The sequence below is a fragment of the Flagellimonas lutimaris genome (assembly GCF_003581615.1).
GTDB lineage: Bacteria > Bacteroidota > Bacteroidia > Flavobacteriales > Flavobacteriaceae > Flagellimonas > Flagellimonas lutimaris.
Genome location: NZ_QXFH01000070.1, coordinates 282,517 through 302,042 on the forward strand (window position 1 = coordinate 282,517; position 19,526 = coordinate 302,042).

Sequence of the window (19,526 nt, forward strand, 5' to 3'; positions counted from 1 at the left end):
TTGAAAAAGGCTCCGCAAATGCGGGGCCTTTTTTATTTTTAATCCATGCATGATACTTTCTTAGAATATGTACTGGATGACCTCCACGGCAAAAAGTTGGATATTACCAAGTGTACCTTTGTGCTGCCCAGTAAAAGATCGGGTACCTTTTTAAAAAAACATATCTCCAACCGACTGAAAAAAAACATATTCAGTCCAGACGTAGTATCTATTCAAGAATTTATTGGTAAGCTATCAAACTTAAATCAAGCATCAAATATTGATTTGCTGCTGCTGCTTTTTAAAGTATACAAACAATCTGAAATAGAAGAATCAGATGATTTTGCTTCCTTTATCAATTGGGGACAAACATTATTACAGGATTTCAATGAGATTGATGGTTATCTAATTCCGGCTCATGACATATTAAACTACCTCTCTGCCATCAAGGAAATCAACCATTGGTCAGCGAGTAAGGAAAAAACCGAACTCGTTAAGAATTACCTACAGCTTTGGAAGAATCTGGAAACCATCTATAACAACTTTTATGATGCCTTGCTCGAGCAAAAAAGAGGGTATCAAGGCTTGATTCAACGTGAAGCGGTGAAAGCCGTTCAAACTGGAAATCATCAAGAAACCAATACCGACCCCATCATATTCGTAGGTTTTAATGCGTTAAACGCAGCAGAGTCTACCATTATTCAATACTATCTGGAACAAGGCAATGCACATATATATTGGGACATCGATGATTATTTCCTGAATGACCCCATTCACGATGCGGGATTATTTGCGCGAGACTATCAATACAACTGGCCCTACTACAAGCACGGGCATAAAATAGAGCCGCAGCACAACTTTCTGGCAAGAAAGAATATTACTATAACCGGGGTTCCCAAAAGCATATCACAAACCAAATATGTAGGTCAATTATTGGAGAGCATTGGCCAACAAAAAGATATCGACCTCACCAAAACCGCTTTGGTTCTGGCAGATGAAACTTTGCTCAACCCTATGCTCAATGCCATTCCCTGCAATATCCCAGAGGTGAACATCACCATGGGGATGCCTTTGAACAAAACGGTGCTCTATTCCTTTTTTATAAATTATTTGGAACTCCACCTCAACGTTTCCGATAGAGGTTGGTTTTTTAAACGGGTGTTGGAATTTATCTCCAATCCCTACACCTTGACCCTATCTTCTGAAGGTCAAGGCAATTTTGCACAACGGATGTCCAAGGATATCAAGGAAGGAAACCTGTTATACCTTAACTCAGAGACACTTTCAAAATATTCCAAAGCAAAAGATTTGTTATCCATCGTATTTCCATCGGGTGAAATCTCCCCAATGGATTGGATCAACAATTGTTTGTTGCTTATTGAACGGTTGAAATTAATTTATCAAGACGAGAAAAATGCCTTGGAACTGGAATATCTGTATCGGTTCTATGCACTCTTCAACCAATTGGGACAGTATTTGGACAAGGTTGATTTTATGGGTGAACTCAAATCCATCAAAAATCTCTTCAAACAATTAGCCAATATGGAAACCTTGGATTTTATTGGTCAGCCGTTGACGGGTTTTCAGATTATGGGAATGTTGGAAAGTAGAAACCTTGATTTTGAAACCGTTATCATCACTTCGGTGAACGAGGGTATTATCCCTTCGGGCAAATCCAACAATTCTTTTATTCCTTTTGATGTAAAACGGGATTATGGCCTGCCAACCTATAAAGAAAAGGACGCCATTTATGTGTATCACTTCTACCGATTGATTCAACGGGCGAAGAACATTTATATAACCTACAACACCGAGCCCGATGTGTTGGAAGGTGGAGAAAAGAGTCGCCTCATCACCCAATTGCTGACGGATGAAAATCTAAAATCACACATTACCCATACCATTGCCACCCCCAAAATCAGTATTAAGGCAAAACCTCTAATTCAAATCAACAAACAGGGGGAGTTTATGGAAGACCTGAGGGCTTTTGCCCTTAAGGGGTTTTCCCCAACTTCATTAACAAACTACATCAGAAATCCGATTGATTTTTACACAAGAAACATTCTTAAAATCAATGATTTGGAAGAAGTGGAAGAAAATATTGCGGCCAATACCTTCGGGACCATTATTCACGATAGTTTGGAGCAACTCTATACGCCGCTCATTGATCAACTATTGACGGAAGAAAATGTGAAGGTCCTAAAAACTCAGGTTGCCGTTATGGTGCAGCATCATTTTGAAAAGAATCTTTCTGGGGTCGATGTTTCCAAAGGAAAGTTTCTGCTGGTGTACAATGTCATCATAAAATACCTGCACAACTTTTTGGATGATGAACTCAAACAGCTAAAACGACACGAAATCAAAATATTGGCGCTTGAGGAACGCTACGAAGAATTCATCACTATTCCTGGGCTTGATTTTCCCATCAAACTAAAGGGAACTTTGGACCGTGTGGATCAATTCGACGGTACCATCAGAATCATCGATTATAAAACAGGCAAGGTGGAGGCCAAAAATGTGAAAATAACGGACTGGGAAACACTTATTACGGATTACGACAAAAGCAAGGCGTTCCAATTGCTCTGTTACGCCTACCTATATTCAAAAAAACACGGCATAAGCGACGTACAGGCGGGAATCATCTCCTTTAAAAAACTGAGTCAAGGATTGTTCCGCTTTTCAGAGGACAAGAACACCCAAATTAATGTAGATACCCTTACTGCCTTTGAAAATTACCTGTACCAACTTATCCGCGAAATCTGTAATACCGAAATTCCCCTAACCGAAAAGGTGGACTGACTCGATAATCGAAATTTAAATGTTCCGAGACTTGTGCAGAAATTAAAATGTGTTTTTACTACCAATGCCTCATGGGCTTATTCCAAGGTAGTTTGCTATTTTAAATCGGGCCGTGTAGGACGTACTTCAATTTTACTCGGCAAGGTTCGTGGGTGCATGGTTAGCAAATCGATAACCAATTTACCAATATCCTCAGGCTGAATTTTCCACGCATCCTTATCCGATGGTTCGTTGTTGTTGAAATGACTGGCTACCGAACCTGGCATAATGGTGGTGACCTTGATGTTGTATTGCCTTAAATCCAACATAGCTGCCTGTGTAAAACCGACCACGCCAAATTTGGTGGCATTGTAACCCGCTGCGGTTGGAAAAAAGTTGGTTCCCGCCAAACTGGCCAAGGTCATATAGTAGCCTTCGGATTTTTTCAAAGCTTCCACCGAAGCTTTTAGCGTGTGGTACACCCCGTTTAGGTTGGTATCGATCATTTGGTGCCATTTCTCGTCTTCCATTTGGTCAATGGGGGCAAAATGTCCCACCCCCGCGTTGGCCATCACTACATCCAATTGTCCCCATTTATCGAGAATGGCGGCTACGGCCTTTTTCTCATCTTCCAGTTTGGATACATCCGACACCAAACCCAGTACATTATCAGGACTGTTCAAGCCTTTTACGGCGGCATCGGCGCCTTCTTGGCTTCTTCCGCTAACGGCCACCTTCATGCCTTGTTCCAACAAGCATTGGGCAATACCGTATCCTATGCCTTTGGTTCCTCCTGTGATGTATGCTACTTTTCCTTCTAATCTCATGTTGATTTGTTTTGAGGTAAAGTTCAAAAAAGCACAAGCCAAATACAAAAAATCCATCCTAAAGGATGGTTAATGTTTGAGGAATAAATCGATTAAATAGCTTTAATGTAAAAAATGGTAGTTTTATGTAATTATCAACTCTTGAATCGAAGCAAACGAAACCCATAGCGTCCCTGAAATTCCCGAACCACAAAGGCTACAGGAATACGGTGTAGGTGTTTTTGAGGCTATACCAACTAAATCCGCACTTAAAAAAGCCCTAAAGAAAAAGTACATTACCGTGAATGGTACCATTGCCACTACAGCGACCTTAATTACCGGCGGAGAGCACATTACCTTATCCATTCCAAAAGAAACCCGGCCTAAAAAGCAACTCGTTTTTCCGCTACAAGTTTTGTTTGAGGATGAGCATTTGGCCGCCATCCACAAACCAGCAGGTATCGAAGTGAGTGGCAACAAGTTTAAAACCATCGCCAATGCCCTGCCTCAAAACTTACAACCCAATTCGCTGTCAAATGCTACTACGCCCCAACCCGTACACCGATTGGATTATGCCACTACGGGTATTGTTTTGGTCGGGAAAACGAGCAGCAGTATCCGAGCCTTGAACAAAATGTTCGAGGACAAAACCATTGTAAAAACTTATTATGCTGTTACTATTGGCAAAATGAAGAGCAAAGGAGCCATAACCTCCGAAATAGATGGTAAACCATCAAAAACGGCTTATCAAGTAATGGAGTCCGTTCCCTCGGAACGGTTCGGCACGCTTAATTTGGTGCAATTGCATCCAAAAACGGGCAGAAGACACCAATTACGCAAGCATTTGTTCGGTTTGGGCCATCCCATACTCGGCGATAAAGACTACGCCTTGGAAGGTTTAATTTTAAGAGGAAAAGGTCTCTACCTACATGCCTATTCGTTGGAGTTTGAGCATCCATTTACCAGCGAGAGCATACGCATTATAGGTGAGCTTCCTGAAAAGTATAGGAAGATATTTCCTTAGAAAATACCACAAAAAAAGCACCTCGAATGAGTTCTCCATTATACTTTTTCAATTTTACCCATTGTTCAAAGGAGAATGATGCTCATGGACCATTTTCCATCCATCGCTTGTTTTTACAAACAGTAAAGTAATCTGGTCGTTAACTATAACAAGGTCTTCACCGAACTTAAGATGAAAATCAGAGTGAAAGGTTAAGTTTGCCACATCGCCATAAACAGCAATTTGTAGGTCATTGGCATCAAATTTTACCACTTCGCTTACAGAACCAAAAACATTACGTTCATGTGCTTCATTTGCTACGCCACCATTTCTATGTTCTCCATTTTTGAATTCCGTAAACTTCGGACCATAGGCATGAAAAGAGATTAACTTATCTAAATCCTTATCCTTGATGCTCTGTGCTATTGCGCCAAAGGTTTCCATTACCTCTTGTTTCGCATCCGGGAATTCGTCATTGATCAGATCCGTTTGGGCCATTTCCATTTGTGAGCTACAATTGGTGGTTAAAAATCCCATGAAAATAATAATTGCTAATCTTAATTTAGGTTTCATAATACTGTTTTTATAGTGTTTTTTAGAAGAAATACAGGACTTTCCTGCACCTGTTTAATCGAATGAAGTAAATATGGTAAAAAGGGCTAAACACTACTAAACAGGTATGTTGCCGAAATATTAAATTATTGTTTAAGAACTGAAATTATGATGCGGATTCTTTAACAAATGTTGCAAGCCGCTAGTTTGGGGAATAAATTTCTGTGGCAGTCTTAATGGGCAATCCAATATTTAAAAACCCAACCTTTTCATATAAATCAATATACCTTGGATCATTTCTCACTGGAGCCAAAAGGGGTTCTTCGCGTAACCAGGTGAGTTCCACTTCATGCCGATCAAAAGACTTCCGCAACCATTTAAAAGCCCGCTCATAATCCTTCAGCACGCAATAATACATGGCAATAAACCATGCTGGGCTGCCAGAGGAAACGGCATTGTACTTTTCATGCAGTTCCGACAAGTATTTATCCTTTTTGTTGGAATCTCCATCCATCTGGGCATATGTGGCGTTTAACCACATCAAAATAGGCGGATAATCGGTATATAAGGTCTGGATTTTCTTAAGATGCTTCTTAGATTTTTCATAATCCTCGAGGTAAAAATAGAGTTTGGCAGACTCTCTTAAATAAAACCAGTTATCGCTGTATAAAAGGTCTGAGTCATTTAACATTTTAACAGCTTCTTTCTTGGAGCCTAAAAACATCAATGCTTCCGCTTTGAAAAACGGGAAAAACACATTGGAAGGATCAATTAAAATATGTGCTTCAATTGTGTTTAATGCTTCCTTAAATCTCCCCGTTTTTATAGCGTAATCCAGGGATATAACCGGAGATCTATCGTAGAAGGGATGATCCAAAATATATTGATAATATTCTTCTACAACCTCAAAATTCCAATCATAAAAAAAATATCCTGTGTATAATTCTTCTTCTGCCTGTCGATTTAATGGGTCTATTTCCAAGACTTTTTGTAATAATGCCTTACCATTATCCCAAGCTGTACGCTTATCGTAAAAACCCCAAACGCCACCTCCTAAATTCCAGATATTTGCCAAACTCAAATATGGTTCTACAAAATTAGAATCCAATTCAATAGCCTGTTCGTATAAATCAATTGCATTGGAATACGATTGTTCGTTTGCTTTGTTCTTTTGAAATTCAGCTTGAAGAAAATAGGAATACGCCTGTTTACTTTTTGTGGGTACTTTTTGAATAGCCTGCAATTCGTTTTCTGAAATAGTGGCCCTCATATTATTTGCGACAGCTTCGACCACTTCTGCCTGTATAGCAAAAATCTCATCGCTCTTCCATTCCTTGGTATATTCTTCCGACCAAAGATGAACGTTTGAGCTCCCGTGAATCAACTGAAGGTTGACTTTTATTTGATTACCAGAAATCTGGAGATTACCTTGCAAAATGTTGGTCACTTCCAATTCTTCAACAATTTCTTGAATGGATTTTTGGGTATGCTTATATAGCACGGCAGAGGTGAATGGAATTACCTTGTCAATAGCATCGATTTTTGTAAGCCTGGAGATAATCGCATCGGTCATGCCTTCCGAAATATATTCCAAATCAGGATTTCCTGTCCAATTTTTCAAAGGGAGTACAACTATGGATTTCCCATCGATTCTAATTTCGTTATTATTCGACTCTGCTATTGCGCCCGAATTAGAGTAGTAAAAATAGAATCCACCTATCAATAATGCCGACACTAAAAGTATCGTCCAAAAAACATTTTTATTGACATTACTTTCTGCAATATCATCATTTTTACCAGTAAGAAGTCTATTAAATTCATCGTTGTTTTTTGATTTGACTTCTCCTGGTGTGATCCCATAAAATTTATGGAAACAGGTATTAAAATAAGTGGGACTACTAAATCCGACCCGATATGCCGCCTCGGAAACAGTTATGTTATCCTGTCGGAGGATTTCAAGAGCTCTTTTCAATCGATATTCCCTAATAAATCGGCTGGTAGAAGTATGAAGTAGTTTGTTAAGTTTACGATGAAGATTGGAACGGCTCATTCCAACCGACCGGGCAAGACTATCTACTCCAAATTGTTCATTATTTAGATTTGCCTCAATCTCTTTGGTCAATTTATCGACCAAGGATTCCCGTAAAATATTTTCTTGAGAATCTTTGTCAATATCACGGTTCGCACCCATTTACGTATCAAATTCCTTTACAGGGAAATAGTACAAGTTAAACAAATAAAATGCAGTTTTATATTTAACTCGCTAGCATTTAAAGCGTTTCGTAAAATAACTCTACATATCCGGGTAGTTTCGCTGTGTAGAACATCTAGTTTACCAAATCTATTCCCACAAAAAAAGCACCCCGTGTATGAGGTGCTTTTTTAATTTTTGTTGGAGAATACCGGATTAACACGTTGTTCCGTTATATCCAGTTCTGCAAATGCAAGGGTCAGGACTTAAGGTCCTGGGCATTTAAAACACAAAAGCCGCTCAAATAAATTTGGCGACTTTATTAGTTTTAAACGCAATCCCCTTGCGCTTAATCGTGGAGAATACCGGATTCGAACCGGTGGCCTCTTGCCTGCCAGCAAGAGGATTACCACACCAAATCAATCCAAATAAATTTATATATACTTGTTTATCAGTATTTTACTAAATTTTGAATTCATATAAGTTCAAATAAAATCAGCTATTTGCGTGCAAATTGCGTGCAAATTTTTTTTACCTTTGATTAGGATGAATACCAATATAAAACTTTCTTTAGATACACGTAGGAAGAAAAAAGATGCCTCCTATCCTATTATTTTACGATTAACTCATTTTCGAAAAACAACTTCCATAAGCTTAGGTCAATCTATAAAAAAGGAATTTTGGGATAATAAAAATGAGAAAGTTAAGAGAGCGTTCAAAGGCACTTCATCAGTTAGTAAACTAAATAATCAACTCTTAAAAGAAAAGACGAGAGCGGTCGACATAATTAATGACCTGAACGAAAAGGACGAGCTCAACTTTTTATCCATTTTGCAGCTTAAGAAGAAAATCGTAAAAACTGCATCATTGGATTCATTTTTTCAGTTTAGCAAGGATATTGTCAATGAGTTAAAAGCAGCTGAACGTTATGGTAATGCAAACACATATTACGCGGTAATTAAGGTGTTGGAGAAATTCGCTGATGGAAATGATATCAAATTCAATGAAATCAATTATGATTTTCTCAAAAGATTTGAGAACTGGCACTTTTCCAAAGGCAATTCTGTTAACAGCTTATCGACGTATATGAGAACAATCAAAGCGGTCTTTAACAAGGCCATTAAGTCTGATGTTGTTTCTAGAGATGCTTACCCTTTTACACATTATAAGATTAAAACTACTCCTACAGAAAAAAGAGCCCTTGACATCAAGAGCATCAAATCAATTATGCTTTTAAAACTGGAAGAAACGGATAGTCTGTTTCACTATAGAAACTACTTCCTTGCCTCTTATATGCTTTATGGTATTTCTTTTATGGACTTGGCTTTTTTAAAGGTTCAAAATATCATTGACAACCGAATTAAATTCCAAAGGAAAAAAACATCAAAGCCGTATGATATTAACATTACGCCTCAGTTAAAAGAGATTCTCTCGTTTTATCTTAAGGATAAAGAGAGGTCTGAGTTTATATTTCCAATAATTAAAAGAGTCACATTTGAACTTCAATATAAAGACGTCTTATGGGCACGAAAGAGATATAATAAAGGACTAAAAGAAATTGCAAAAAAATGCAAGATAGAACAACGGTTGACTTCTTATGTATCTCGTCATAGTTTTGCAACCCAAGCTATGCTGCAGGACGTTCCCTTACAAGCTATTTCTTCAATGCTTGGCCATAATCGACTATCAACTACTCAAATATACCTGAAGTCCCTGCCGAATAATATATTAGACAATTATAATCAGAAGTTGGTTAAACTGTAGCCCAAACCATCTCTAGTCCCAAATCCCTTTAGATTAACTTTCTATTTTAAACCATTGTTTATGATGTTGAAAAGAGGGGGTCCGGGGGAGACTCATAACTTCCTTTTTTGTGGATAACTTTGGTTTTTAAAAAGAGAATGGGGTGAACTCACCCAAATCCTGGGTTAACGGCCCATGGTAAGTATTAGTCCCCATTCTCTTCTAATCAGGTTACAATGGACCAGATAGAATTTTAGGAATCCCCTATTAAAGGTTTTAGTCAACGTAACCATTTTAAAACACTATAAAGTTATGGAAATCAAAGAGACCATCGGCATCGATGTAAGCAAGGCCACCCTCGATGCAAGTATCCATTCAAACAAGCGGTCGGCCACTTTCGAGAACACGGAAAAGGGAATGTCCCTTATGGTAAAATGGGTTTTGGCCAACACTGTCCATCCAAGGGAAATGATCTTCTTCGCTTTTGAGCATACAGGGCTATACTCCGAACGGCTGTCCGAATTTCTCTCGAACAATAAGCTGCCCTTCTCCATCATTCCCGGACTTGAGATTAAAAGGTCCCTGGGGATATCAAGGGGAAAGGATGACAGGGTAGATGCCGAAAAAATCGCAATCTACGCCTATAGGCTCCGCGAAGAAATCCAGCCCTCCCAAGTCGCCCCAAAAGAAATAAGGACCCTAAAAAAACTCCTGTCGTTGCGGGAAAGACTGGTAAGGCAAAGGGCCGGTTACAAAGCCAGCCTGAAAGAGCAAAAAAAGTGTTCGGAAAAGAAATGCCCAAACTATTGCTAGGGGTACAGAAAAAAATGATCAAGGAACTATCCGTTCAAATCGACACCATTGGAACAGAAATGGAGGCCATCATTTCCTCAGATAGGGAAATGGCCCGAAAGTTCGAATTATTGCTCTCCATCAAATGCATTGGGAATCAGGCAGCCCTCCACCTAATGGTCTTCACTGAAGGATTTACCAAGTTCAAGAACTCAAGGCAATTTGCGTCATACTGTGGAGTGGCACCATTTCCCAACCAATCGGGGACCAGTCTGAAGGGAAGGCCTAGGATTAGCCAGCTTGCGAACAAAAAGATGAAAAGTCTTTTGGATATGTGTGCCAAATCATCCATCAGGCACAACCTTGAAATACGGGAATATTACCAACGCAGAGTGGCCATGGGAAAGAACAAGATGAGTACCATCAATATCATTAGGAACAAATTGTTGTCCAGGGTCTTTGCCGTGATACATAGGGGAACCCCATACGTGAACCTTTACGGGCACATTACCTAAAACATTATTTTTCCTTCAAAACGCCCCCCACAAAAAGACGGGGCGGATTGAACGGGAAAATAATCTATAAAAAAGTTGAGAATTTATTTGGAAAGTCCATAGAATACTTACCCAAAACTTCAGCGCATGGATCCTGGCCCATTTTTGTAGCGTTCGGGAAGAAAAGCGTACCGCAAAAATAGGCTAGGGTGCTGTCCTACTTTTTGCCTTTTTCCTCCAGCCATTTTTGGTACAGTTCCTTTGCCTCTGGGCTTTTTTCAAAGAATGTCCCGTAATGTCCCATGGCACTGTCGCGCCCTTTGATGAAAGCGGCCTCTTCTTTCTTGGATGTCCTTGACACCTGATAGATTGAAAATCCAAGGACCAACAGGACCGTGACCAACAATCCCCAAGTAAGTTTTATGGCCCAACTGGGCAAGAGAACGGACCGCTCTACTTTATGAAGAATCCTTTCCATCAGTCTTTGTTGTTTCTCAATGTTGTTATTTTGGTTGTTGCCATACTCTTTTAGAAGGGCATTTAATTCGCTGGTATCTGGCCTTAATGGATGGTTTTTGAAATCCTCATGAACCTTTTCCAATCGGCCGATACTCTTTTCAAATCCGTTGATCTCCTCCGTCAACAGTTCCGCTATTTCATCCAGTTTTGCCATGATGTTATGTTTAGATTCCTATTCCTGTGTCCCTGACCACCTTGATGGCCAATTTGATGGTTTTCTTTATGATGGTCTGGGTCAGACTTGTTGGGACATTTACTGTCCTGCCCAAAAGCTGCATGCTCCTGTCCTTGGCAATCCGCTGTGCCATGTTCCTTTCAAAGTTCATTTGACGGGCGATCCTGCCCATGGACATGGAACGGTGCACCTCGCTTCCCTTGAGGTTGGTTCCCTTGTACTCAAAACGGAAGCCCTGCAACTGGTTCTGCCTGTTGATGCTCGGGATGACCTTTACATTGTTCTGCTCCATCGACTTGATGTACTGGTCAAAATCCCTTGGACGTCCCCTGTCCATGACCTTTTCATGGATCTTTTGAATTTCAGAGCGGACCTGTTGCATCCGGTAGAGTTTTTCCTGCTGTACCTCCCTTACCGTGGTCAGGTCCATCTGTTTGGCCACTTGCTCCGCTACTTGTTGGCTCCGCTTCCCGATGAAACTGTCATTGTATGCCTTTCCCTGAAAGTTTATCCGGTTGGCATACAGATGGACGTGCACATGTTCCTTGTCCCTATGGACAAAGGCAACGGCCTGGTGCTGCTTGAGGTTCATTTCCTTGATAAACCGCTCCGTCATTTCCTTGAGCTGTTCCTTTTCCAGTTTCCTGCCATCCTCGATGGTGGGGCTCAGCACAAAACTCAGCGTGTTCTTCCGGCACAGTTCGTTCTGTTCTTGGATGACCTTGAACTCCTCGGTGATCTCCCTTGGGGTCTCCCCGGCCAGATATTGGCTGTGGATGATTTCGGCTTCTTTCTCCTCGTTCATTCCGTAGCTCATGGAGGCTGCGGTGTGCGATATGGATTTTCCCATGCCTATCATTTCTTGAAATTTAAAAGGTGTTGCCGTATCTCCTTGGCCAGTTGGGCCGTTTCCTCTGCCAACTTTGGGTTACGCTTCCGGAACATGTTGGTGATCAGTTTAAAGTTTCGCTGGTATTTGACCAATAGCTTATAGGCCTCGATCTGTTCGTCCGTCATCCGCTCCACGATTCGGTCTTCGAAGGCGGCACGTCGACAGTACTCGCTGATGGAAAGACCGCTCTTTCGGGCCTTGACCTTCAGCAGTTTCTTCTCGTAGACCGAGCACCGGAACTGGACAAACTCCTTCTTCATTTTTACATCATCTTTTGCGACCTTCGGGAGCAAAAGCAAGATTTGTCATGACAATGACACATCTTGAATTCGTTGCCGGACTTCATCCTTAGCGCATTTTACCATCCATTCGTTCATATCCTTGAAACCTTCATAGAGAAAGGACATATCCCTGCTGTTCGGACACTTTTCCAATAAAAGCTCTGTCATTCCCAATCCTGTTCCATCCCCATCTAGAAATAGCTTTACATCCTCGTATTCCACTATTTTGGGGATCATCCTTTTTACAAAGGCCGTGGTGTTCAATATCAAAAGGTCATGGCCGTTCCCGATTTCTGGCATCAGCTCCAATAGGGTAAGCATATCGAACATGCCTTCCGTAATGACCAATTTCTTAAAGCTATTCCCTATGATCGAAACATCCTTGGGAGAAGTGGACCCTTTCCAATATCTGTTCCGCAGTTCCCAACCTCCAGATCTGTTTTGGAGTCCGAGGGCAAAGTATTTCCGACCACAAATTTTATAATGGATTTCCTTGCACAGCTTTCTGGCTGTTGTAGCCGAGATTTTTCTGGACCGCAGATAGGTCTCCAGAGCCCCGTGCTCAATATCCATTTCCTTGGTGATTTTAATGGGGTTGGCCTTACATTCCGTTTTGGTTGGAATCGGCCGCCGGTGAAAAGAGAAATGGCCCATGTTCCCTGATAATCGTTCCAATGCCTCCCTTACGGAAAAGTTCTCCATTTTCATCACCAGGTCTATGGTACTGCCCCCTTCGAAGGTCCCGAAGTCTATCCAGTAGTTTTTCTTCAATGATACCTTGAAAGAGGCTTGGGTCTCGCTCCGGAACGGGCTGAGGAACCAAGCTTCTTTCTCCGTTTTCCGGACTGGAAAGTGCCCCAAATTGGCAAGCGTGGAAACGATGTCAATGTTGCGGGCTTTTTCGCAGTCCAATCTCTTTTCTTTCATGGTTCTGTTTTTAATCGATTTTTGATGATTTGATGACAAACCTCTGGGAGACCCTATAAAAACTGATGGTTTCCCAGTCATCATTTTGTCATCGTTTCATCGTTTTTGTTTTTTTCTTCATGGTACCTGTCATCATTTTTTATTTTGATGACAGAATGATGACAAAGTGATGACAGCCTGAACCCTTATAAACACTGGGCTTATATCAATCTGTCATCAAATCATCAAAATTTTGGACCAAAAAATTCTTTTTTATGGTAAAGTACCTTCCCTTGGCGTCCTCGGTGTTGATCTCACCGGTGTTCCAGATGGTGATCTTTTGGTACTTGTTGGAATTGGGCTGGTTGTCCAGTTTCCAATCCTTTTTCAGCAACCGTCTCAATTGGGTCAGGTCGGTCTTGACCCGTGTGCGGTTGAGCATGTGCAGGGCATCGATTGGACAAAGGTCCACGGAGTCCATCTCGAACTTTTCCATGGCACTGAGCAATAGACTGGCCAGTTCCTTCTCCACCCGGTTCCGGTTGTTGTTCACCAACTTCTTTAATGCAGGTGTGTAAACCTGTTTAGCTGTGAACCACATTCGTGTTCTTTGCTTTGAATTGTACTCCCTTTTTGAAAGGAAATGCAAAAAAGCGGGCACTTCCTGGACCAACTGGTCCAAGAAATCGGTGTCCTCTTTTTTAAGGGATGGGATCTTCCGAACCCAGAACCTGGTCTCATGGGCATCGATCTTGATAAAACTGTCCTCGTTGTTACTACAAAGGATGAACTTGCCGAAAAACTCCACTTCCCGTTTGTCCTTGCCCTTTGCCTCCAGTTTGTTCCGGTTGGTGGTACTCAGATATTTGATGCGCTCGGTAAGCTCCTCTTTGTTGAACAGTACCTCGTCAACGCATATCAGCAGCTTGTTGGCCCAGTCCGCGTTGAACTGGCTTGCAAAGCTGTCATTGGTCAGGTATGTCAGGTTGTTTCCGAAGATTTCCTTGAGCCATTTGAGAAAGGTGCTTTTCCCGGTGTTCCTTTCGGTGGAGACCAGACAGAGGATGGGGAGCACCTGCACCGGTCTTTGGTAAAGAAGCTTCAAATAGTCCAGTCCCAGCTCCAGTTGGTTACCGAAGATATGCCCTAAAAAGGCCCGTGTCCTTTTGATGCTTCCCTCTTTAGGTTCGTGCGCCAAAGGGGAATAGGTATTGTAGAAACCATGGTGTTCCTTCTTGAAATCGACATGGCAGGGGATACAAGCGAATCCATCATATTTGGGCACCTTGCCCAGATAGTCCTTGCCATGGTCCTGCTTGATGATATGCTCGTTCCATTGCACCAACTGCTCGTTGAAATGTCCGGATATGGTGGGAATCATGACCAACTTGTAAAAAGTGGTGCCAACCCTAATGTAAGGTACTGTTTTCATAATGAAGATTTTTTGAAATACTGTGATCCCTATAACTTTAGTTGAACAGATAATTGATTTTAAGATGAATCCGACTAGGAAATAGAATCCCCAAAGGTTTCACTTTCCGGCAAAGGCTTCCGTTCGTTTTGAAGTAACCATCGGACTATCTTTTCCCTTTCGAAGAAAATAAGCTTCCCATTGGGCTTGGAGTGCGGGATGTGCCCCGCAGCGGTAAGTTTGTACAGGTAACTTCTGGATATTCCAGTGTAGTCACAGGTTTCTTCAAAGGTCAGCACCTCTTTATTGGCAATCAACAGTCTTTCCAAACGGTCGAGCCGTTCAAGTATTAAAAAATTGTCCATTTTGTCTCTTTTTAGGGTTACGAAATGAACAAAAGCGCTTTTGTTTTCTTTTGAAGAATTCTTTGGATAAAGATAAAAAGAGGGAAAGGAAAAAGTAAGATTGACCGGTAGACTTTATCCACAAAAAATTGATATACAATCTTATATGTCAAATCAATTTAAATGAAGCCAAATATCTATTGATAAATAAAATTTGGCTTTAAGTCGATTCATATGGTACCAATAAGTTTTTTCTTAAATGAAGAGATTTTCACTTATTAACAATTGAAAATTTAATTATCAAGAAAATAAGTATGGTTAAAAGGCAAATTACATTACTTAAAAATGAAAAAACTAGCCATCCGTATATAATCTTGTCCCAAAAAGATTCTTTTTATGCGAGTATTTTAAAATGACGATTTAATACAATTGTATAAGATTAGTTATGTATTTTGAGCACAATAAATAGAAAAGAAAATACCGATTGTAGATAAGTGAAGACTTTAGTAACCTGCCTATTCTTAGCAAATATTCTTCATAGTAATATGCATTTTACTTATCTTTTATTTGCAGTAATATTTTTTTTGCATTTTCATTATTTGGATTTAATTCAATAGACTTCTCATACATTTCAATTGCTTCTGCTTTTCGATTTGACTTCAATAAAGCTTCGCCATAACTATCATATGCATTAAAACTATCTGGAAATAAAATTGTAGTTAATTTAAAAACTTCCATAGCCTTATCTAATTCTTCATTTCCCAAAAACGAATATCCCAATGCATTCAAATCTTGTTCTGAACGATTATTGACCTTATTTTCAATAGACAATGCTATGGCATTATCCAAAGCCTTTTGTAAAAGCTCATTTTGTTGCTCTTCATCCACTGTTTTTGAAAACGCTTTAATAACTACATTGATGATTAATGCAGGATTATCTTGAAATACAGCATGACCACTTCCCTTGGCGATGATGTTTGTTACGTTGTCTTTATTGTCATCAAGTTCTTCATTTAGTTTTCTCCATCTATTTGAGAGTGCATCAGGAAAATATGGGAAAGATTTTTCAGGAAAAACATTAGTAATCGGAATTTTTTCAGGAAAATCCATATTTCTCACATATCGCATTGTTTCATTGAAATTGGCATTCATATAATAGTCGCCAGAATGCTTTTCAATAGAACTTATATCAACATTGTTATCTCTCATTGTCAGTAATTCCTCGTTCCAGAAATCACTAGGTGTAGCATCTATTAAAATGATCGACCTGACTTTTTTAGGGTGTTTGCGTGCGTACAAGAGATTATATAACCCCCCGTAAGAATGAGAAACAAGAATAATTTCATTGTTGAAGCCCAATTTTGAAAGACCTGTCTCCAGTTCTTTTATACCATTCTCTATTCCAAAATCAGAATCGTTTTTCAAATCTGGATTTAATTCACTTTGTCCAAATCCAGAACGGTCATAAGTAATTAATGTCGCGCCTGTAACATTATGAATTTTCTCTAACAAACCGTGCCAAACAGTAGCATCGTTACCACCACCAGCTTCAAAAAGAATTGGGGTCCCCTTTCCTTCCATTACGTTGAAATGCATTTTATAACCCCCTAAGTCCACTAAGGTATCCAGGCTTTGAGAATGCATCGAAAACGATAAAAAGAAAAGCATTAAGAATTTAAAATAGCAATATTTCATTTGATTTATCTTAAGAGAGCATAGGTTTTTTATAAATAAATTGGATTATCCCCGAATCCAAAACTAGCTCATATTATTGCTTTTAAAGTATAAAAATCTCAATCAAAGTAAAAGAAAACAGCCCTTTTGTGGCGAAATGACTAGATTTTGGTATTAGTAGATAAATAATTTTTGACTGAAGAATAATACGACTTCGATACCGGAATTGAAATAGCTACATCTTTAAAAGAAATAGCGGCTTTATTAGAGTTGCCTTCTAAACACTTTATCTTATATGGGTTCACAATAAAAGATCGATGAACTTTTAGAAGAAATGAGAAGTCCTTTAGAATTTTCTTCAATGTACCCCGCATTAAATATTTGGTGTAATCACCATCTTTTAAATAATGTATCTCAATATAGTTATCTTGCGATTGTATATACAAGAGTGAATTTAAATTCAAGCGAAACCCATCTAATCCGTTTTCTTCTTTAATGCATAAAATATTTTTCCCTCCTGACAAATAAGGTTTAGCGCTGGGAAGATATATTTGGATTGGAAACACTGCCGTTTTTAAAAAATGAAAAATAAAAAGAATGATAGGGTAAAAGGGTAAGGCCAATATTAAGATATATTCCATAAGAAAACCAAAAGTAACGAGACCATCTTTTACAACGATTAAACGGTCATAAAGAAAAATGAGCACAACGCTTATAAGGGCAAGAAAAACATCAAAAAGAATCAGTTTTAAATAATTGAATTTTGTGGTTTTAAACCAGTTCAATAAAATTTCATAGCCAATAATATAGACTACTGAACAAATGAAACCGACACCTATTCTAACGAGTGTAATGTAAGGGTGATCTATTATGCTTTTTTCAAACGGCTTCAGCCCGATTAAAATTAAAGCGACAAAGAAGCCTAAAAAAAAAGATGAATACCAATATTTTTTTCGGTCGCCACTTAAATAAAAGCATCTTTTGTAATTAGGTATAACATTATCCATTCAACAAATTATAAATGGTCTGTACTAATGGTTGGATGCCTGTCATGTTTTTGATTTAGTTGATTGATGCATAGCCCTTATGTATATTATTCCCTAAAAATAACAAATAACCGATATATTATTTAAAGAATTCTTGGGTGGGTTTAGTATAACTTTCAATTATATGAAAGTGGAAAACGGTCCGATAAAACAGCTGATTTAAAGAAACCAAGTAATGAAAGATTCAAAAAATGATAACCAGTCCCATTTCCCGTCCTTTATTATAGCTTCGTTGATTAACCTTTTTAGAAGGCTTAGATCACTTAAATCATTGAAGGTTAAAATGAAGACAATATTTTTTTAAAAAAAGATTTTAGAATCAATCATGAACTGCCAAAGCAAACCAAAATGTTTCAAATAGAATCAAGTTAAAATAAAAGCTTGTTTTGCGTGCAAATTGCGTGCAAATGAAAAAAGCTTCAAAAGTCAAAAACTCTTGAAGCCTTATATTTACTGGTGGAGAATACCGGATTCGAACCGGTGGCCTCTTGCCTGCCAGGCAAGCGCTCTAGCCAACTGAGCTAATCCCCCAAAGTGAGCGCAAAGGAAATACTTTTTTCCGAAAGTATCAAAAATTGCGCCGCTTCCTTAATCTTTTTTAACGCTGAGAACCAGTACGGGTATCTTAACAAAGAATTCCGATTTTTGAATCGTGTTCTTTTCCCATAGTTTTTTAAAGAACCCCCGTTTTCTTCTAAACACGCACAACATATCCGGATGCTCCTTCTGAAAGTATTCCGTTACCCCCAAATAGGTAGTTCCGTTTTCGGTAATGGATAAATGAGAACTTAAATCCATTAAAGCGGTGTTCACCTTCAAATCATCTTCCGTATAACCTGGCCTTTTCACTAATAACAAACTGACCTCTGATCTAAACTTGTTTTTGATCATGATCAATGGAGTCAGAATACTGCTTCTTTTTAAAATCCCCGATCCAAAAGCCGTCAATATTTTTTTTGCTGGTTTAAATGTGGTCCCTTTAGGAACAATCAGCGTAGGTATCTCTGTTTGTTTAATGATTCTACCAGAAGTATTCCCTAAGTAAAGTTCCTCTTGGATATCGTTACTTCTTGGTGCAATAATAATCAAGTCGATACCAAGCTCCTTGTTGATACTCTTTAAACCATCTATAATATCACCATTATAGGTAGCCATTTTTATCTCAACACCTTTGGTGTCAACCTGATCTATCACCTCTTTTAAGTGCTCCTTGCTGCTCTTGGCTACCTTTTCTTCTACATTGGCCAAACTTCCTACGGCCGTGGTAACATTAAATACATCCATCACATAGACCTTAGCTCCAAAATTTGAGGCAAAGTCAACAGCGTATTGCAATGTTTGAGAAGAATCTGGAGAAGTTCCAATGGGTACAAGTATGTTATTCATGGTTTGGTGATTACGATTAAACCTTAAATTTACAATTAAATTGAAACGAATCAATGATAAGACGCGCAAAGATATCTGAAATCCCCGATATCTTGACCATAACTCAGGCCTGTGCCAAAAAAATGCAGGCAAATGGTATTTTTCAATGGAACGAGCATTATCCTTCCAAAGAAGCTTTCATAAAAGACATTGAGCGTGAAGAACTTTTTGTGATTGAAGAAAACAAGACCGTTCTGGGTACTATTGTCATATCAACCCTAATGGATGAAGAATACAAACCCATTAAATGGTTGACCCCAAATGGAAACAGCACCTATATCCACCGCCTTTCAGTACACCCAAGCCTTCAAGGGAAGGGACTGGCCCAAAAAATGATGGATTTTGCCGAAGCCTATTCCAAAGAAAGCGGGTTTGTCTCGGTTCGCTTAGATACGTTTTCGCAGAACAAAAGAAACCAACGTTTTTACGAACAACGGGGCTACCAAAAACTGGGAGACATCTACTTTCCCAAACAAAGCGAGCATCCTTTTCATTGTTATGAATTAGTGCTGTAA

The 19,526-nt window shown here is 39.3% G+C and carries 18 protein-coding genes and 2 tRNA genes; 6 read left to right on the plus strand and 14 right to left on the minus strand.

The features are described 5' to 3' along the window. Nucleotides 1-45 precede the first annotated feature (45 nt). On the plus strand, nucleotides 46-2,778 hold the full coding sequence (locus D2V08_RS05720; protein WP_119607102.1) for a PD-(D/E)XK nuclease family protein: 2,733 nt from the start codon (nucleotides 46-48) through the stop codon (nucleotides 2,776-2,778). Nucleotides 2,779-2,873: 95 nt separating this feature from the next. On the opposite strand, the gene D2V08_RS05725 is transcribed toward D2V08_RS05720, so the two are convergent. Next, nucleotides 2,874-3,584, minus strand: a complete 711-nt coding sequence (locus tag D2V08_RS05725) for an SDR family oxidoreductase (RefSeq protein ID WP_119607720.1) — start codon at nucleotides 3,582-3,584, stop codon at nucleotides 2,874-2,876. 145 nt (nucleotides 3,585-3,729) lie between these two features. Here D2V08_RS05725 and D2V08_RS05730 point away from each other — a divergent pair, with 145 nt between their 5' ends. Continuing rightward, entirely contained in the window at nucleotides 3,730-4,587 is an 858-nt protein-coding gene (locus D2V08_RS05730) for an RluA family pseudouridine synthase (protein ID WP_119607103.1), read from the plus strand. Nucleotides 4,588-4,641: 54 nt separating this feature from the next. On the opposite strand, the gene D2V08_RS05735 is transcribed toward D2V08_RS05730, so the two are convergent. The 3 genes from D2V08_RS05735 to D2V08_RS17290 form a co-directional block, all read right to left on the minus strand. Further along, entirely contained in the window at nucleotides 4,642-5,139 is a 498-nt protein-coding gene (locus D2V08_RS05735; protein WP_119607104.1) for a YybH family protein, read from the minus strand. Between the two features lie 181 nt (nucleotides 5,140-5,320). Further along, nucleotides 5,321-7,309 carry a helix-turn-helix domain-containing protein gene (locus D2V08_RS05740; protein WP_119607105.1) on the minus strand — a complete coding sequence of 663 codons (1,989 nt, stop codon included), beginning with the start codon at nucleotides 7,307-7,309 and terminating at the stop codon, nucleotides 5,321-5,323. 356 nt (nucleotides 7,310-7,665) lie between these two features. Next, nucleotides 7,666-7,735 (minus strand) — tRNA-OTHER (locus tag D2V08_RS17290). 120 nt (nucleotides 7,736-7,855) lie between these two features. Between D2V08_RS17290 and D2V08_RS05745 the strand changes: the two genes are divergently transcribed. The 3 genes from D2V08_RS05745 to D2V08_RS05755 all read left to right on the plus strand — a co-directional run bounded on the left by D2V08_RS05745 (nucleotide 7,856) and on the right by D2V08_RS05755 (nucleotide 10,359). Further along, a complete protein-coding gene (locus tag D2V08_RS05745) occupies nucleotides 7,856-9,073 on the plus strand; it encodes a site-specific integrase (protein WP_119607106.1) in 1,218 nt (405 codons plus the stop codon). Between the two features lie 291 nt (nucleotides 9,074-9,364). Continuing rightward, nucleotides 9,365-9,865, plus strand: a complete 501-nt coding sequence (locus tag D2V08_RS05750) for an IS110 family transposase (protein WP_119607107.1) — start codon at nucleotides 9,365-9,367, stop codon at nucleotides 9,863-9,865. Continuing rightward, nucleotides 9,847-10,359, plus strand: coding sequence for a transposase (locus D2V08_RS05755; protein WP_119607108.1), 513 nt, complete (start codon nucleotides 9,847-9,849; stop codon nucleotides 10,357-10,359). The genes D2V08_RS05750 and D2V08_RS05755 overlap by 19 nt, the downstream gene beginning before the upstream one ends. A 196-nt stretch (nucleotides 10,360-10,555) precedes the next feature. On the opposite strand, the gene D2V08_RS05760 is transcribed toward D2V08_RS05755, so the two are convergent. The 10 genes from D2V08_RS05760 to D2V08_RS05805 form a co-directional block, all read right to left on the minus strand. After that, complete coding sequence (locus tag D2V08_RS05760; RefSeq protein ID WP_119607109.1) at nucleotides 10,556-11,011, minus strand: DUF6730 family protein; 456 nt, start codon at nucleotides 11,009-11,011, stop codon at nucleotides 10,556-10,558. Nucleotides 11,012-11,021: 10 nt separating this feature from the next. Further along, nucleotides 11,022-11,891, minus strand: a complete 870-nt coding sequence (locus D2V08_RS05765) for a relaxase/mobilization nuclease domain-containing protein (protein WP_119607110.1) — start codon at nucleotides 11,889-11,891, stop codon at nucleotides 11,022-11,024. Then, nucleotides 11,888-12,217 (minus strand): mobilization protein MbpA, encoded by a 330-nt coding sequence (gene mbpA / locus D2V08_RS05770; protein WP_245980515.1) that lies wholly within the window; start codon nucleotides 12,215-12,217, stop codon nucleotides 11,888-11,890. Before mbpA ends, D2V08_RS05765 begins: the two co-directional genes overlap by 4 nt. Nucleotides 12,218-12,229: 12 nt before the next feature. Beyond that, nucleotides 12,230-13,132: a DUF8464 domain-containing protein gene (locus tag D2V08_RS05775; RefSeq protein ID WP_119607721.1), complete on the minus strand. Its 903-nt coding sequence runs from the start codon at nucleotides 13,130-13,132 to the stop codon at nucleotides 12,230-12,232. 205 nt (nucleotides 13,133-13,337) lie between these two features. Continuing rightward, a complete protein-coding gene (locus tag D2V08_RS05780) occupies nucleotides 13,338-14,543 on the minus strand; it encodes a primase-helicase family protein (RefSeq protein WP_119607111.1) in 1,206 nt (401 codons plus the stop codon). A 74-nt stretch (nucleotides 14,544-14,617) separates the two neighbouring features. Next, complete coding sequence (locus tag D2V08_RS05785; RefSeq protein WP_119607112.1) at nucleotides 14,618-14,887, minus strand: helix-turn-helix domain-containing protein; 270 nt, start codon at nucleotides 14,885-14,887, stop codon at nucleotides 14,618-14,620. 531 nt (nucleotides 14,888-15,418) lie between these two features. After that, nucleotides 15,419-16,561 (minus strand): alpha/beta fold hydrolase, encoded by a 1,143-nt coding sequence (locus tag D2V08_RS05790; protein WP_119607113.1) that lies wholly within the window; start codon nucleotides 16,559-16,561, stop codon nucleotides 15,419-15,421. A 140-nt stretch (nucleotides 16,562-16,701) separates the two neighbouring features. Next, nucleotides 16,702-17,547 (minus strand): LytR/AlgR family response regulator transcription factor, encoded by an 846-nt coding sequence (locus D2V08_RS05795; RefSeq protein WP_119607114.1) that lies wholly within the window; start codon nucleotides 17,545-17,547, stop codon nucleotides 16,702-16,704. Nucleotides 17,548-18,040: 493 nt separating this feature from the next. Further along, a tRNA-Ala gene (locus D2V08_RS05800) sits at nucleotides 18,041-18,117 on the minus strand. A 57-nt stretch (nucleotides 18,118-18,174) separates the two neighbouring features. Next, on the minus strand, nucleotides 18,175-18,972 hold the full coding sequence (locus tag D2V08_RS05805) for a universal stress protein (protein ID WP_119607115.1): 798 nt from the start codon (nucleotides 18,970-18,972) through the stop codon (nucleotides 18,175-18,177). Nucleotides 18,973-19,025: 53 nt separating this feature from the next. Between D2V08_RS05805 and D2V08_RS05810 the strand changes: the two genes are divergently transcribed. Beyond that, nucleotides 19,026-19,526, plus strand: coding sequence for a GNAT family N-acetyltransferase (locus tag D2V08_RS05810; RefSeq protein WP_119607116.1), 501 nt, complete (start codon nucleotides 19,026-19,028; stop codon nucleotides 19,524-19,526).